This window comes from Pseudonocardia sp., from assembly GCF_029263155.1.
In the GTDB taxonomy this organism is placed as follows: Bacteria; Actinomycetota; Actinomycetes; order Mycobacteriales; family Pseudonocardiaceae; genus Pseudonocardia.
Window position 1 is genome coordinate 1 of sequence record NZ_JAJCYB010000064.1, and the last position, 14,418, is coordinate 14,418.

Here is a 14,418-nt window from a genome sequence, read left to right on the forward strand (position 1 = left end):
CTCGGGCACCTCCATCCCCTCGAAGACCGAGGTACCGGGAACCGCGCCGAGCGCCGTGACCGACCAGGCCGCGGCGAGGGCGATCTGCGCCAGCTTCTCCCACTCCACCTGCTCGATGCAGTCCACCGCCTCCGCCGGCAGGCCCGCCGTGTCGAACGCGGCCGTGATGGCGTCCACCCGGGAGCTCGTCGACCCGTCGAGCTCACCGAAGTACGCGGTCACCTTCGCCGACAGGGTGTTGCGCACCACACCCGGTTCGACCAGCGTCCCGCCCTCGATGGTCGAGGCACCGATCACGCGGTCCCGGCCGAGCCACTGCACGAGCTTCGCGTCCTTCTCGACCGTGTTCTGCACGGACAACGCGGTGGCCACCGCATCCCGCAACGGTGCCGCTTCCTCGAGGGCCTGGGCGGTGTCCTTGCCCTTCACCCCGAGGATGAAGTAGTCGAAGGGCCCGGTGGCCTCGGCCGCCCGGTCGACCGCCCGCAGGTTGTCCGTGATCCGCATGTCGCCGCGACGGCCGACGATCCGCAGGCCGTCGCGTCGGATGGCGTCCACCTGGGCCGGCCGGCCGATCAGGGTGACCTCCACGCCCGTGCTCGCCAGGTAACCCCCCAGGACCGAGCCGAGCCCACCGGCGCCGAGGATCACGACGCGCATCAGATGACCCCCGCCGCGTCGAGCCGCTGCGCCAGCAGGTCCCGCTCGGCGCCGGAGAGCCGGGCGGTGACGGGTGGCCGCATCGGGCCGGCGCGCAGGTCCAGCAGCTCGAACCACGCCTTGAGGTACGGCATCGCCGCGACGTAGGAGCCGGTGGCCGCGATGCGGCCGATGAGGACCTCGTCGTAGACCTGCCGGACCGGGTCCAGCTTCGCCGACACCGGCAACGCCTTCTCCAGGTCGCCGGCCAGCGCCAGATCGGTGTAGTGGTGCAGGTCCGCGCGCCACTTCCCGTACAGGAGCAGGGAGAGCTCGCCGTAGAGGACCCGGCCCCCGAAGAGCGCGGCGTCGTGCGCCCAGTAGCGCTCGTTCGGCTCGCTGATCACGAGCCGGTCACCGGCCCTGCGACGCAGGGCGATGCTGTCCGTCCAGGTCAGGGTGCCGTTCTTCACCCCGATGACGTTGGGGTGCTCGGCGATCCGGAGCACGGCGTCGTGGCTGTACACGAAGCCGGACACGGGCGTGCGGTAGAGCACCAGCGCGAGCCCGGTCTTCGGCGCCACGAAGTCGAAGTACGACACGACGTCGTCGTTCGTCTTGAGCTGCACCGACGGGTTCATGATCTCGGCGCCGGTGAAGCCGAGCGACTCGACGTAGCGCATCTTCTCGACCGCCTGGTACGCGGAGGACTCGAGGATGATCGTGAACAGCGGCAGGCGGCCGGCGGCGGCGTCCGCCACGACCTCGTGGTAGCGCCACCACTCCGCGAGGGTCATGTTCCACCCCTCGGCGAAGAACCCTCCGACGACGAGGCCGGCACAGCCCATCTCCACGAACGCGTCGATGTTGTACCGCAGGCCTGCTTCGTCCAGCTCGAAGTCGTCGGTCAGCGGGGTGAGGGGACACATGTAGAACCCCTTGAGGTTCTCCGCGGCCCACGCCCTGGCGTCGGGTCCGAGCTGTGTCGTCGGCTTCGTCGTCGCTGTCATGCTGTTTTCGGCTCCCTGGACTGAGTTGGCTGGTGGTCGGTTCTGCTACGGCGTACGGCCGGCGCCGGCGGGTTGGGCGGTGATCCGCGCGCACAGCTCGCGCCATCGGCGGCCGCACTCCCGGGACGCCTCGTCGAAGCTCGCGGGCATCTCCGCGTAGGGGGACGGATCGGGCCCGGAACGCAGTATCCGGCCGTCTCCATGCGGATCTTCTCCAGCTGGATGTTGTACGAGGCGAACGCGGCCGGATCGGACAGGAGCCCGAGCAGCGGTTCGTGGGCCCAGGCGATGTCGGCGCCGAGCCGGCTGATCGACGCGACGTCGTGGTCCGCGGCGGCTTGCAGGATGGCCAGCGCCGGCGCGGGTCCCATGGATGCCGACGTGGCCCAGCAGGCCTGCGCGGCGTCGGGCGAGACGGCGTAGAACTCCTCGACCATCAGCTCGTTCCCCAGGAACTTGACGGTGCCGTGGGTCGCCTCGAGCAGTTGCTCCAGACCCGCGGGGTGGTGGTCTACCTGCGCGGGCCGCCGTCGCCCAGCGTCCCGACCACGACCGTGACGCGGTCGCCGGCGCCCGCGTACTCGAGGATCCTGCGGGGCGATCCGCGCGTTCGCCGGGCTGAACTCGATCGAGTGGAGCCGGGCGTCGGGAAGCATGGCCCGGACCATCCGCAAGGATTTCGCCCTTCTCCTCCCCCACGTTGATCAGGAAACTGCGCTCGACGCAGAACCGGTCGATGGCCCGGATGACGTCGTCCACGTCACCGGCGCGGGCGGGCCGCGTCACGTACGTGGCGAGTGCCTCCTCCCGCCCGTCACCGACCTGCCAGGTCGTCCGCAGACGTCGCTGACCGAGGAGCATCCGGAGGAAGGACCACCGCAGGAACAGCGCCGGCTTGCCGGCGAGCTCGTTGGGGACCACGGCAGCGCCGAGCGCCCCGCCGGCCCACAGCGTGGGCCGCCCGCGACGCACCCGGCCGGACCGCAGCGCGGCCGTGGCGGCGCCGGCCACGGCTCCGGCCACGAGCGACGTCCGCGAGCGACCCCTCACGACCTCCACCGTGACGCCACCGTCTCAGTCCCCCCACACGAGGCCGTCGACCTCGCCGACGAGGCGGAGCCCGGTGCTCAGCACCGGCATGTGGGACATGGCGACCTTGACCGGGCCGACGAACTTGATCTTGCGCGTCATGATGGCGTTCGCGGCGCTGATCTCGCCTCCCGCGACCCGCCGCCACACCGCGGAGGTGGCGGTGAGGACGAAGTCCGGCTTGCGGTCCGGGATGGGTCCGCCGCCGTAGACGACCTCCCCCTGCTTGATCTCGATCTGCGACACGGGCCCGGCCTCGCCCTGGACCCGCCACTCGATCACCATGGAAAGCTCCTTCCCGCCCTCCCTGGTCTCGGGCGTCGCGTTCCAGAGTTCGCGGTATGCCTGCGCCCACTCGGGCGACATCAACGCTACGGCGCTCATCTCAGATCCTCTCCTTGTACCACCGTGGTCGGTCCACTGTGGTCAGACGGGGTGCACCAGGTAGCGGGGCGGGGTGTTGTCGAGCACCTCGACCCGTTTCTCGAACAGCGCGACCTCGCCGTCGAGGACGACGAGGTCCTCGCAGTGGCCGCTGACCAGGATTCTGGCCTCACCGGAGGTGGCGGTATAGGACGCGATCACGTTCGACCGCACCTCCCACCGGTCCTCGCCGACCTCGCGCAGCGCGGTCCGCTGGAGGACGTGGCGGAGGCCCTCGCGGATGTTCTCCATCGCATGCAGGCCGTAGGCGCACTCCGGTGCGAACAGCGCGAGCCACGCCGGGAAGTCCCGGTCGTCGACCGCTTCACCCCTTTTCCTCGGCTCATGCCGTCGGTACGTCGGACGCCAGGAGCGCATCGCGCAGGTCGGTGTGCTCGTCGGTGAGCCGCTGTGCGTCGACGTGTGCCCGGGAGGCGATCAGCCGCCGGCTCAGGTGCACCTCCCCCGCGCAACCCACGCCCAGTGCCGCGACCAGCGTCGAACCGGCGAGGTAGAAGGCGGCGAACCTGTCCCCGTCGAGGCGCCCCCGGACGACGACCCGGTCGGACCGCTCGGGGAATCCGGCGACCTGCAGATTCAGGCCGAACTGGTCGGACCAGAACCAGGGCACCTCGTCGAAGGGTTCCCGGCGGCCGAGCATCGCTCGACCGGCGGCCGTGCCCTGGTGCTGGGCGTTCTGCCAGTGCTCGACCCGGACCCGGCCGCCGAGGACGGGATCGGGGCGGTTGGCGACATCGCCCGCGGCGAACACGTGCGGTGCCGATGTCCGGCAGTACGCGTCCACCTCGACGCCGTCCGACACCCGCAGCCCCGCGGCGACGGCCAGCTCGGTGTTGGGCACGGCGCCGACCCCGACGACGACGACGTCGGCGTCCCAGAACCGGCCGTCGGCCACGGTGAGGCGCGCCCCCTCCGGGCCCACGCTCGTCCCGGTGACCTGCACGCCGGTGATGAGCCGGATGCCTCCGGTGGCGTAGAACGTCCCGAACAGCTCGCCGACGGTCTTCCCCAGCACGCGCTGGAACGGTGCGGCGGCCGCTTCCAGCATCGTGACCCGGCAGCCGAGCGATGCGGCGCTGGAGGCGAGCTCGGCGCCGACGAACCCGCCGCCGACCACCACCACCGACGCGCCCGACCGCAGTCGCGACCGGATGGCCAGAGCGTCGTCGACGGTGCGCAGCGCGAACACCGGGCCACGTCCCGGTCGGAGGCCGAGCGGCCATCGCGGCCGCGCTCCCGTCGCGAGCAGCGCGCGGTCGAACTCGACATGCTCGCCGGTGTTGAGCTGCAGCGTGCACCGGTCGGGGTCGAGAGCGTCCACCGAGACGCCGAGCGACACCTCGATCCCCTGGTCCTCGTACCACTCCGGGGGTCGCAGCAGGCAGTCCTCCCGGGTGAGCTCTCCGCGGAGCAGCGCCTTGGACAGGGGTGGGCGGTCATACGGCAGGTGTTGCTCCGCGGAGAACAGCAGGATCCGCCCCCCGAAGCCGTCCCGGCGCAGGGCCTCGGCGGCGTGCACGCCCGCCATCCCGCCGCCGATCAGCGCCGCCACCGGGCTCGGTGTCATCGGGCGGGGCCCTCGTCACCGATCAGCTTGATCGCAGCACCCGGACACTCGCGCGCCGCCGTGCGGACGGCGTCGTGCCGCTCGGCCGGAATGGGTTCGAGCGCGACGACGGCCTTCCCCATCGCGTTGATCCGGAAGACGTCCGGCGCCGCCTCGACGCAGAGCCGGTAACCGCAGCACCGGCGGGAGTCGACCTCCACACGCATGACCTGTGCACCTCGTTCTCGATCTGTTCTGGACTCAGGTGAGAGGCGGCCCGGGCGGGCCGGTCCGGTGGCTGATGGTCTGCAGCTCGGTGTAGGCGTCGAGGCTGGCCGGGGAGAACTCCCGGCCCAGGCCGCTGTTCTTCGCCCCGCCGAACGGGGCCCGCGGGTCGAGTGAGCTGAAGCTGTGGCTGTTGACGAACACCGACCCGCTGTCGAGCCTGCGGCCGAGCTCGAAGGCCCGGTCCTCGTCCACGGTCCAGATCGAGGCGGCCAGCCCGTACTGGGACCGGTTGGTCAGCCGGATGACCTCGTCGAGCTCGGTGTAGCGCAGCACCGGTACGGTCGGGCCGAACTGCTCCTGCTCGACGATCGCGAGCCGGGGATCGGCGTCGGTCACCACGCTGGGCATCATGAAGTGGCCGTGCTCCCAGGCCGCCGTGTCGAGCTTCTGCCCGAGGGTGGTGACCACCGCACCGGCGGTGCGGGCCTCCTCCACGATCTTCTCGACCGAGCCCTTCTGCTGGGCGTTGTTCAGCGGCCCCATGGTGGAGCGCGGGTCGTCCCCGGGCCCGACGACGATCTCGTCGACCGCGGCGTGGAAGGCCTCGACGAAGCGGTCGTGGATGCGGGCCGGGACATAGATGCGCTTGAGGCCGAAGCAGACCTGCCCGGTCGTGCCGAACGCGCCCTTGGCGATCCGCCGCATCGTCTCCGGGGAGAGGTCCACGTCGTCGAGCACGATCGCGGGATCGTTGCCGCCGAGCTCCAGGGTCACCCGCTTGATGTCCCGCGCGGCGACGGCCATCACCTTGCGGCCGGTATCGGTGCCGCCGGTGAAGCCGATCTTGCGGATCAGCGGGTGCGCGACGAGCGCCTCACCGGTCGCGTCGCCCCCGGTGACCATGTTGAGCACTCCGGGGGGGAAGTGCTCCTGCAGGGCTCGGATGACCTCGGTGAGCACCAGCGGGGAGTTCTCCGACGGCTTGAGCACCACGGTGTTCCCCGCGACGAGCGCCGGCGCCAGCTTCATGAACGACAGCACCACCGGGAAGTTCCACGGCGTGACGGCGGCCACCGGCCCGATCGGGCGGCGCCGGATGAGCGTGGTGCCGCCGGCGTCGCGGATCCGCTGGTCCGCCAGCGCCTCGACCGAGATGCCGGCCGTGTAACCGCAGATGCCGGAGGCGAACTCGAGGTCGATGTGCGACTCCTCGAGGATCTTCCCGTTCTCCCGGCTCAGCAGCGGCGCGTACTCCTTGATCATGTCGTGGATCACGCCGGCGGCGGCGAACAGCGCTCCCTGACGTTCTTCCAGCGGTCGCGACGACCATTCCGGGAACGCCGTCGCGGCCGCCTGCACCGCCTTGTCGACCTGCTCCGGCGTGGCGTCCGGGACGGACCCGAGCACCACCCGGGTATCCGCCGGGCTCACGACGTCGATCGTGCGGTCCGACGTCTCCTCGCGTCCGTTGATGATGAGTCTCGCGTTGATCACTGATCTCTCCTCGGCCGATAGCCGGTGCTGGTTCTCCGCGACGGCCTGGTCGCGGGTGGGGCCAGGAAGCGCCGGCGAGGGAGGGCTCGCTCGGGCCTCCGTTCACCTGTGTCGGTCGTGCGGCATCGCTGCCGTCCGCCTCGGCGGGCGTGAGCCCGGCGGCCTCGCGCGACCGGTAGTGGCTCTCCGCCAGCCCGGCCCAGCGCTGGCCGTACCGGCGGGCCGATTCGACGACTGCGTCGGGGATGTGCACGAAGGGCGGCCGGGCCGCTCCGGCGCGGCCGTATCCGGCGACATCGACGGCGATCTTCCACCAGGCCGACTGCATGGCCTGGAACTCCTCCATGGTCAGGCCGAGCGTCCGCATCGGGGCCTGCATCTGGTCGGCGATCGCGGCGGCCTCGGTCCAGTCGCCTCGTTGGCAGGCATCGCGCAGCGACAGCGACGGCCACGGGCCCATGCAGACGTCGATGCTCCAACCGCCGGCCGCGCCGAACATCATCGCGGGGTACATCAGCTGGTCGAGGACGAGGACCGCCATCTTGTCCTTGACCGCCTTGATCGCGCCGATGACGTTGAAGATGTCCATCGAGGTCTGCTTCAGCGCCACCACGTTCTTCACCTGTGCCAGCTCGCGGAAGGCGGCGGGCGGCATCGTGATGCGGAACGCGTGCGGGTTCTGGTAGATCATGATCGCGAGCTCGGGCACCGCCTCGGCGAGGTCCTTGTAGTACTGGACCGCGTTCTCCGTGGTCTGCGGCAGGTACATGGGCGGCCCGCTCATGATCCCGTCCGCCCCGAGGTCGGCGATGAGCCGGGCACGCTCGATCGAGTCGCGGGTGTTCAGCGTGCTGGCCCCGACGAACACCGGGACCCGCCCGTTCACCGTCTCCACCACGGTGGCGACCAGCGTGCGGTACTCCTCGGTGGTGAGGGTGTGCGACTCGCCGGCGCTGCCGGTGGTGACGATGCCGTCGGCCCCGTCGCGCACCAGGCGGTCGACGAGGGACAGCAGTGCGTCGGTGTCGATCGTGTCGACGGCGTTGACATCCGCCGCGTCCGGGGTGGAGCAAGCCGGCACGAACGCCCACAACCCCTTCATGTCGCTCGGTACGAGAGTGTTCGTCCTGCGTGTCACGACCGTGTCCTTTCGGGAGATCTCGGTGCTCAGTGGCCCGGGCCGTAGGGGTTGTTCAGGAACTGCGAGAAGATGTCCTTCCGTTGCCACGAGAGGCTCTCCAGCTCCATGGCGTCGAGCTGGATACGGAAACCCAGCCGCGGGCTGGCGATCTCGAGTCGCTCGCCGTTGCGGGTCTGGACCTTGTCGACCGTCACCATCGCGAACTCGTTGGCCACGGTCGTCTTCGAGCTGGGCTCGTCGTTCATCGGACTACCTCCTGGCTGCGCGCTAGAAGAAGAACGCGAGATTGTGCGTGGCGATCACGACGTGATCGAGGACGACGGTGCGGCGGGCGAGTCGGAAGCCCTGGTCGGTCCGGCGCAGCACGTCCTGGCGCTCGGCCGTGAGCAGGTCCGTGGTCCTGCTGTCGCCGCGGCTACGCGACACCATCACGTTGGAACGCACCTCGTACTCGTCGGCCCCGGAGCCGGGGCGGACGCGCACGTTGGAGACGAAGTGCCGCAGCTTCGACGGCGGGTCCTCGGCCCACGCGTACTCGGTGTCGAGCCGGAGGATGCGCATCTCCAGCCCGGTGTAGTCGTCGTCCCAGTGGGCCATGGTCGTCGAGCCGGCGCTCCCGTGCGCGCGTTCCCGCGTCGTCTGGACCGGGATGACGTACTTGATGTCCTCGGTCACCAGGTCCAGCCACTCCCGGAAACGCCCGTCGTCCAGCAGGGCCGATTCCGCGAAGAGGAAGTCCTCGACGGCGATGCGGAGCATCAGTTGTTCGTCCACTGTGGTCAGCACCGCGGAAGTCCTTTCTCGTTGTCCATCGGATCGAGACTCATGAGACGGCGCTCTCGTCGTCGGCGTCCTCGAGGAGCTCGAGCCACCGTCCCCAGAACTCCCGCTGGTTCTGCTCGGCGTACCCGCTCGACAGCGCGCGGCCGGGGCCCTTCCAGTCGGGATCGCGGCCGAGCACGCCCAGCCCCATCTCGAAGTTCAGCCGCTGGCTGCCGCTGAGCAGACCCTGTGTCCCTTTGGTGATCGACCGCCAGGTCTCGGCGTCGTCCTGCTCGAACACCCCGGACACCCCGAAGGTGCGGACGTAGGTCTCGTAGGACAGGTCCTTGAAGTCCTCCGGCGCGTCCCGCTCGATGAGGAACCACGACCAGACCTCCATCGTGTCGTGGCTGAGCGGGCGCCACAGACGCATGGTCAACATCGGCACGGGGACCGACATGTGGTCCTTGCTGATCATGACGTTGAGGAAGGACAGGTTGGGGAACACCGTCCCGTGGATGAAGATCGTCCGCTCCAGGACGTCGGCGTGCGTCTGATCCCCGTAGCCGGCGGCGAGACCGTCGATCATCTCCTCCGGGTAGTTCATGAACGGTGGCATCTCGTAGCCGGGCGGAATGCCGAGGACGCCGAGGCCGTGGCCGCCCGACAGGCTGATGTGGGCCGGCGCGGAAGCGAACTTCGGGTCCGGCGGCACGAGACCGAGCTCCGCCATCGAGCGGTGCGTCATCAGCGTGTGGTAAGCGTCGCCGACGAAGTTGTCGGCGCCGAGCTTCCAGTTCGCATCGATCACCCAGCGCTGCGGCTCGCCGCGTACCTCGAGGCCGGCGGCGCTGCGCTTGGTGAACAGGTCGATGTACCAGGCCATGTCGCCCAGGTACTCGACCAGTGTCGGCGCCGCGTCGTCCAGGCAACCGAAGACCAGGCCGTTGTAGGACTCGAGCCGCGGTACCGGTGTCAGGTTCCACTGCGACTTGTCCATCGAGGCGCCGTAGACCTCCTCCTGCGCGGGCACACCGGTCAGGTCACCGGTGTTCTTGTAGGTCCAGCCGTGGTAAGGGCAGCGGAAATGCGAGGTGTTGCCCGCCTCGGTCCTGCACAGGAGCGTGCCGCGGTGGCGGCACGAATTCGCCATCGCGCGCACGGAGCCGTTCTCGTCCCGGACCACGATCACCGAGTCGTCGCCCATGTAGCGCACGACGTAGTCGCCGGCCTCCGGCACCTCCGACTCGTGCGCGAGGAACACCCACGACCGGCCGAACACCCGCTCCGCTTCCAGCTCGTGAATCTCCGCGTTGGCCACGAGCCGAGCGGGCAGCTGGCCCTTCTCGACGCTCTGCCGCCCGCTCGAGATGAGCCGTTGGATGTTCCTATCCCCGCCGACTACCGACATTCCCGTCCAATCTCTTCGTGTCCGAGGGTGCGATTCTCCGGCGCCTCGGGGTCAGTGCTGGTATTCGATGTCCAATGCGCTCTCGAGCTCGGAAAGCCGATCCTGCGCCTTACCGATCGTCATCATCTTCATCATGTCTCCGACGACCTTCATCTGACCGGTCATCGCGGCGGTCTGCCCGTTGAGCGAGCCCTTGGACAGTTCCACATTTGTCTCGTAGCTGACCTCGGCCTCCACGTCGGGCCCACGTGGTGCACCTCCGATACCGACGGCGAGGGATCCGTCGGAGAAGTGCATGTAGTACTCCTCGCTCCACGGACTCCCGGAGACCGAGACGTGCATCAACACGTCGTGGCCCTTCACTGCGGTCCGGAACGCGTCGTCGGAATTGGCCGCGGCGGTGACCGCTTTGGCCCACTCATCGGTGAGGAACTGAATCGCCATCATGACTCCACTCGGTGTTGTGCTTCGCGTGCCGGCGCGGTCACCTCGACGCGACCTCGAGAGCCCCCGGCGGCGTCTGGGCGACCATCTGATGCCCCCAGACGCTCGGGCGGTCGTACTGCGCGACCGTCCACGTCTCGTCGTCGACACTGACCGCGCCCCAGCCGTACTCGAGGTCGAACCCGCCCGGCGTCCGCACGTAGAACGAGACCATCCGGTCGTTCACGTGGCGCCCGAGCGTCATGCTCAGCGGGATCTTCCGCGACATGCAGAGGTCGTAGGCCACGCCGACGTCGTCGAACTCGGCCACCTCGACCATCACGTGATGCAGCCCGCGCACGCCCGGCATCGGGGTCAGGGCGAGGCTGTGATGGCGCGGGTTGCAGTGGTAGAACCACAGGTCGATGAACGTGTAGATCTCATCGCTCTTCTTGAACCCGAGCACGCCCTGCAGGAACCGGTCGGACCGTTTGAGGTCGGGTGTCGCGAGCACGAGATGACCGAGGCCCTGCGCACCGGTGATGAAGCGGGACATCGGCCTTCCGGGCTGGAAGGACCCGGGCACGATCTTCTGCCCGTAGAACAGTTCGTGCCGCAGCCCCGACGGATCCTCGATCGCGAGGAATCCGAGCACACCGCGCGCGGCCCGCTCCTCGTCGGTACCGGTCTCGAAGGCGATGCCACGCTCCCGCAGGAGTTCGGCCGCCGCATCGAGCGCGTCCTCGCTGCCCACGTCCCACCCCGCGTACAACATGCGGTTGCGCTCCCCGTGGTGCACGGCGATCCTGTGGTCGGTGTCGTCCATCCGCAGCAGCACCGTGCCGGCGTCGGCCTCGACCGCCTGCATCCCGAGGACCTCGGGTCCGAACTCGAGCCATTGTTTGGCGTCCGGGGACGCGACAGCCACATATCCCAACGATCTCGCCAGCATTGCTGCTCCTTGTGATGATCAGGCGGTCAGGTCGACCCCGCCGGCGGGCTGTGTCATGCCCCGCACGCCGAGTCCGCCGTCGCTGTTGATGACGACACCGGTGACGGCCCGGGAGTTGTCCGCGGAGGCCAGCAGCACGTAGAGGCCGGCGTGATCGGCCGGTTGCTGCGCGGCCATCAGCGGGTTCGTGCTCATCAGGTCCTCGATGTCGGGGACGGTCGACAGGACGATGTCGCCCTGGCCCAGCCGCTCGATCCCGCGCAGCTCGGTGACGGTGCCGCCGGGGGCGACCCCGTTCACCCGGATCCGAGGCGCCAACTCGTACGCGAGCTCCCGCACGACACCGACCACCGCGTGCTTCGAGGCCGTGTACAACGGGCCGCCGCCGGAGGTGTAGAAGCCCGAGTTGGAGACCGTGAAAATCATGCTCGGGGCGTCGCTCTTGAGGAGTTCGGGGACGGCCGCCCTGGCCCCGAGCAGGTAGCCCTTCACGTTCACGGCGAAGATCTCGTCGAACGCGGCGCTGAGCTTGTCCCCCTCGAAGCTGACGAGCGAGGCGAAGTAGTCGAAGATCCCGGCGTTCCCGACGAAGACGTCCAGCTTCCCGAAGGCAGCGACGGTGCTGGCCACCGCCCGCTGGTTGTCCTCGAAGGAGGTCACGTCCCCGGTGAGGAAGACGGCGCCGGGATGCTCGTCCTGCAGCTTCTCGACGCCGTCCTTCGAGCGGTCCAGCACAGCGACACGCGCACCCTCGGCCAGGAAACGTTCCACCACCGCCAGCCCGATACCCGAGGCGCCGCCCGTGACGAGCACAACCCGTCCGTCCAACCAGCCCATAGCTGCCTCCATAAGAAGATCGACGTGAATCGCGAATCCGGGCTATCCGGCCTCAGCCGGCCACGGATTCCTGTGCCGAGCGCAGTGCCTCGTAGCGCTGGTGCAGCCCGGCCCAACGGCGTCCCGCTTCGCGAGCGCCCTCCAGGTAGGCCTCCGGGACCTCGGTGTACGGGGGCCGGGTGGGGCCGGTGCGCATGAAGCCGGCGCCCTGGAACTGCGCGTTGTCGAGTTGGATGCTGTATTTCAAGAACTCCGGGAAGTTGCCACCGGGATAGAGCGGTTCGAGGGCGCGGTCGAGTTCTTCGGTGAGGGACTGGCATTCGCCCCAGCTCTGGGCCTTGATGAGATCGCGCAGGTGCGTCGCGGGCGCCGGACCGCACGCGACGTTGCCCGACCAGCAGGCGGTGACCTCGTCCGGGAACAGCCGCGCGAAGTAGTACCAGTCGGTCTCGAGCGGCAGCAGCCGCATCCGGCCGTCCACCGCGCGTAGATCGGACAGGAAGGCCGCGCCGCTGAGCAGCCCGAGATGCTTCGCCGCGACGATCTGCGGTATCCGGCTCAGGGCTTCGTATGCCGAGGGCCCGATCTTGCCCTTGAACGCACCAGGGTTGTCGTAGACGACCAACGGCACGTCGGGCAACGCCTCGGCCACCTCACGGTAGAAGCGCACGATGCCGGCGTCGTCGAGGGGCAGCCACATCGGACGGCCGACGAACAGGCCATCGGCGCCGATCTCGGTGAGCCGCCGGCCCCGCGCGATCGTGTCCCGGGTGTTGAGCGTCGTCGCGCCCGCGAACACCGGGATTCGCCCGGCTACCGTCTCCACAACCGCATCGACGAAGTCCTGCTGCTCGTCCCAGGTCAGGGAGGCGCATTCACCGAACGTGCCCGTGGTCATCAGCACGTCGACATCGCCACGGACCATCGCGTCGGCCAGCTTCGCCGCCTCGTCGAGATCGACGGTGTTCTCGGCGTTCCACTGGTCGGCCGTCGGGGTCGACGGCGTGGGGATGATCCCGACGATGCCGGTGATGTCGTCGACGGTCAACTTGGGGTTGGGCACCTGCACTGCCTCTCGTCGGTGGTTTCTCAGCGGGCGCGAACGTTGGCCGGAACCGGGGGCACCGGGTGCACACCCAGGGACAGCTCCGGCTTCTCGTGGTAGAGGTCCAGCGCCCGGAAGGTCGGGATGTCGTTCACCGAGAACAGGATGGCTTCCTCGGCTGACGAGTTGACGAAGTGGTGAGTGCTCCAGTTCGGCACGACGAAGCTGTCATGCGGACCCCATTCGAGCTCCACACCATCGACGACGACGGTCCCCTCGCCACGCACGACGAAGTAGACGGCGCTGGACGTGTGCTGGTGGGACTCGGTCCGCTGGCCGGCCCGCAGCAGCTGCACCCAGCAGTCCAACGTCGGCATGGTGGACCCGCCGGTGACCGGGTTCGCGTAGCGCAGGACCACACCGTCGTAGGGGCTGCCGGTCGCATCCGCCATCCGTCGGAGCTGCTGCTCGACATCGCGCCACGGATAGCGGAACGGGAAGTTCGCCGTCTTGGCCTGCTCCCACACCGGCCGGAGCAGGCCGCCGCGATCGGCGACGTGCTCTCCCGGGTTCGCCCGCTCCGGCTGCCGCTCCTCACCGAAGGATTCGTAGAAGGGGACGTTCAGCCCGAGCACGAGCCCGATGTCCAGGACATCGAGCCACACGACGTTCTCGGAGGTTCCGTTGTGGTGATCGTGCCAGGTCCAGCGCGGGGTGAGGACGAGGTCGTAGTCGTCCATCTGGCACGGCTCACCGTCCACCACGGTGACGAGGCCGGGGCCGCCCTGGATGGCGAACCGGAGCGCGGACATGGTGTGCCGGTGCGCCCAGGCGATCTCACCCGGCTTGAGCATCTGCATGCCCATGTTCATCGTGTGCGTCGTTCCCCGGGTGGCCGGGTTGATGAAGGAGAGGTTGCGGCGGGCCGTGAAACTCTCGGGCAGGACATCGCAGGACTCCAGCAGCTTCGCGTAGACCTCCTGCCACCGCCACAAGAAGGGAACACCAGCCGGCTTCGGCCCTCCGACGACGCTTTCCAGCATCTCGTCGTAGACCCATTGCCCGCGCAGATTCGCTGCCTCGAGCTCGGTGTCGAACTCCCGAAGCGTCGGAACTCCGACGGTCGACATTGACCCACCTTCTCTGTCTAGCAGAATGTCTCTCTGTGATTCGAGGAGAGTAGCCGCGGCAGAACCAGCTGGTCAAGCATGTTTGTGAGAAAGCAGAAATCCATCCGTTTTGCGCACGGAACTCTCCCCTGCGTTCCGCATAATTCGGTCGGTCTAGAGATCCTGGTTGGATGAACCCCGAGGTCGTGGCCGTGCGGGTCGCCACCGAACCGAGAATCGCCTAGAGAAACGCCTGAACCGGTTTCCGCTGCTGATAGCCCACTTCAT

General features: G+C 68.9%; 16 protein-coding genes and 1 pseudogene. All 17 read right to left on the reverse strand.

The genetic code is table 11. From position 1 onward, the window contains the following. Positions 1-660 (reverse strand): 2-dehydropantoate 2-reductase N-terminal domain-containing protein (locus Q1K26_RS12630; RefSeq protein ID WP_300011008.1); only part of this gene is annotated, 660 nt, incomplete at its 3' end. Beyond that, positions 660-1,649, reverse strand: coding sequence for a dihydrodipicolinate synthase family protein (locus tag Q1K26_RS12635; RefSeq protein ID WP_300011011.1), 990 nt, complete (start codon positions 1,647-1,649; stop codon positions 660-662). The genes Q1K26_RS12630 and Q1K26_RS12635, both read right to left, overlap by 1 nt. After that, complete coding sequence (locus tag Q1K26_RS12640; RefSeq protein WP_300011014.1) at positions 1,646-2,305, reverse strand: hypothetical protein; 660 nt, start codon at positions 2,303-2,305, stop codon at positions 1,646-1,648. The genes Q1K26_RS12635 and Q1K26_RS12640 overlap by 4 nt, the downstream gene beginning before the upstream one ends. Before the next feature lie 418 nt (positions 2,306-2,723). Continuing rightward, positions 2,724-3,122, reverse strand: a complete 399-nt coding sequence (locus tag Q1K26_RS12645) for an SCP2 sterol-binding domain-containing protein (protein ID WP_300011017.1) — start codon at positions 3,120-3,122, stop codon at positions 2,724-2,726. Between the two features lie 42 nt (positions 3,123-3,164). Beyond that, positions 3,165-3,413: a hypothetical protein gene (locus tag Q1K26_RS12650; RefSeq protein WP_300011020.1), complete on the reverse strand. Its 249-nt coding sequence runs from the start codon at positions 3,411-3,413 to the stop codon at positions 3,165-3,167. A 91-nt stretch (positions 3,414-3,504) separates the two neighbouring features. Continuing rightward, positions 3,505-4,749 (reverse strand): FAD-dependent oxidoreductase, encoded by a 1,245-nt coding sequence (locus Q1K26_RS12655; RefSeq protein ID WP_300011023.1) that lies wholly within the window; start codon positions 4,747-4,749, stop codon positions 3,505-3,507. Next, a complete protein-coding gene (locus tag Q1K26_RS12660; protein WP_300011025.1) occupies positions 4,746-4,955 on the reverse strand; it encodes a ferredoxin in 210 nt (69 codons plus the stop codon). Before Q1K26_RS12660 ends, Q1K26_RS12655 begins: the two co-directional genes overlap by 4 nt. 34 nt (positions 4,956-4,989) lie before the next feature. Continuing rightward, entirely contained in the window at positions 4,990-6,450 is a 1,461-nt protein-coding gene (locus tag Q1K26_RS12665) for an aldehyde dehydrogenase family protein (RefSeq protein ID WP_300011028.1), read from the reverse strand. A gap of 304 nt (positions 6,451-6,754) precedes the next feature. After that, positions 6,755-7,552: pseudogene (locus Q1K26_RS28765) on the reverse strand (dihydrodipicolinate synthase family protein); the annotation flags it as partial. A gap of 65 nt (positions 7,553-7,617) precedes the next feature. After that, positions 7,618-7,836 (reverse strand): hypothetical protein, encoded by a 219-nt coding sequence (locus Q1K26_RS12675; protein WP_300011034.1) that lies wholly within the window; start codon positions 7,834-7,836, stop codon positions 7,618-7,620. A 22-nt stretch (positions 7,837-7,858) separates the two neighbouring features. Next, positions 7,859-8,377, reverse strand: a complete 519-nt coding sequence (locus Q1K26_RS12680) for an aromatic-ring-hydroxylating dioxygenase subunit beta (RefSeq protein ID WP_300011038.1) — start codon at positions 8,375-8,377, stop codon at positions 7,859-7,861. Between the two features lie 37 nt (positions 8,378-8,414). After that, a complete protein-coding gene (locus Q1K26_RS12685; RefSeq protein ID WP_300011041.1) occupies positions 8,415-9,764 on the reverse strand; it encodes a Rieske 2Fe-2S domain-containing protein in 1,350 nt (449 codons plus the stop codon). Between the two features lie 51 nt (positions 9,765-9,815). Then, the gene (locus tag Q1K26_RS12690) at positions 9,816-10,211 is read right to left on the reverse strand and encodes an SCP2 sterol-binding domain-containing protein (RefSeq protein ID WP_300011044.1); all 396 of its coding nucleotides are present in this window, start codon (positions 10,209-10,211) and stop codon (positions 9,816-9,818) included. Positions 10,212-10,248: 37 nt separating this feature from the next. Continuing rightward, positions 10,249-11,115 (reverse strand): VOC family protein, encoded by an 867-nt coding sequence (locus tag Q1K26_RS12695; RefSeq protein WP_300011047.1) that lies wholly within the window; start codon positions 11,113-11,115, stop codon positions 10,249-10,251. 42 nt (positions 11,116-11,157) lie between these two features. Then, entirely contained in the window at positions 11,158-11,976 is an 819-nt protein-coding gene (gene hcaB / locus Q1K26_RS12700) for a 3-(cis-5,6-dihydroxycyclohexa-1,3-dien-1-yl)propanoate dehydrogenase (protein ID WP_300011050.1), read from the reverse strand. 52 nt (positions 11,977-12,028) lie between these two features. Further along, complete coding sequence (locus tag Q1K26_RS12705) at positions 12,029-13,039, reverse strand: dihydrodipicolinate synthase family protein (RefSeq protein ID WP_300011053.1); 1,011 nt, start codon at positions 13,037-13,039, stop codon at positions 12,029-12,031. A 26-nt stretch (positions 13,040-13,065) separates the two neighbouring features. Beyond that, positions 13,066-14,151 carry a cupin domain-containing protein gene (locus Q1K26_RS12710; RefSeq protein WP_300011056.1) on the reverse strand — a complete coding sequence of 362 codons (1,086 nt, stop codon included), beginning with the start codon at positions 14,149-14,151 and terminating at the stop codon, positions 13,066-13,068. Positions 14,152-14,418 lie beyond the last annotated feature (267 nt).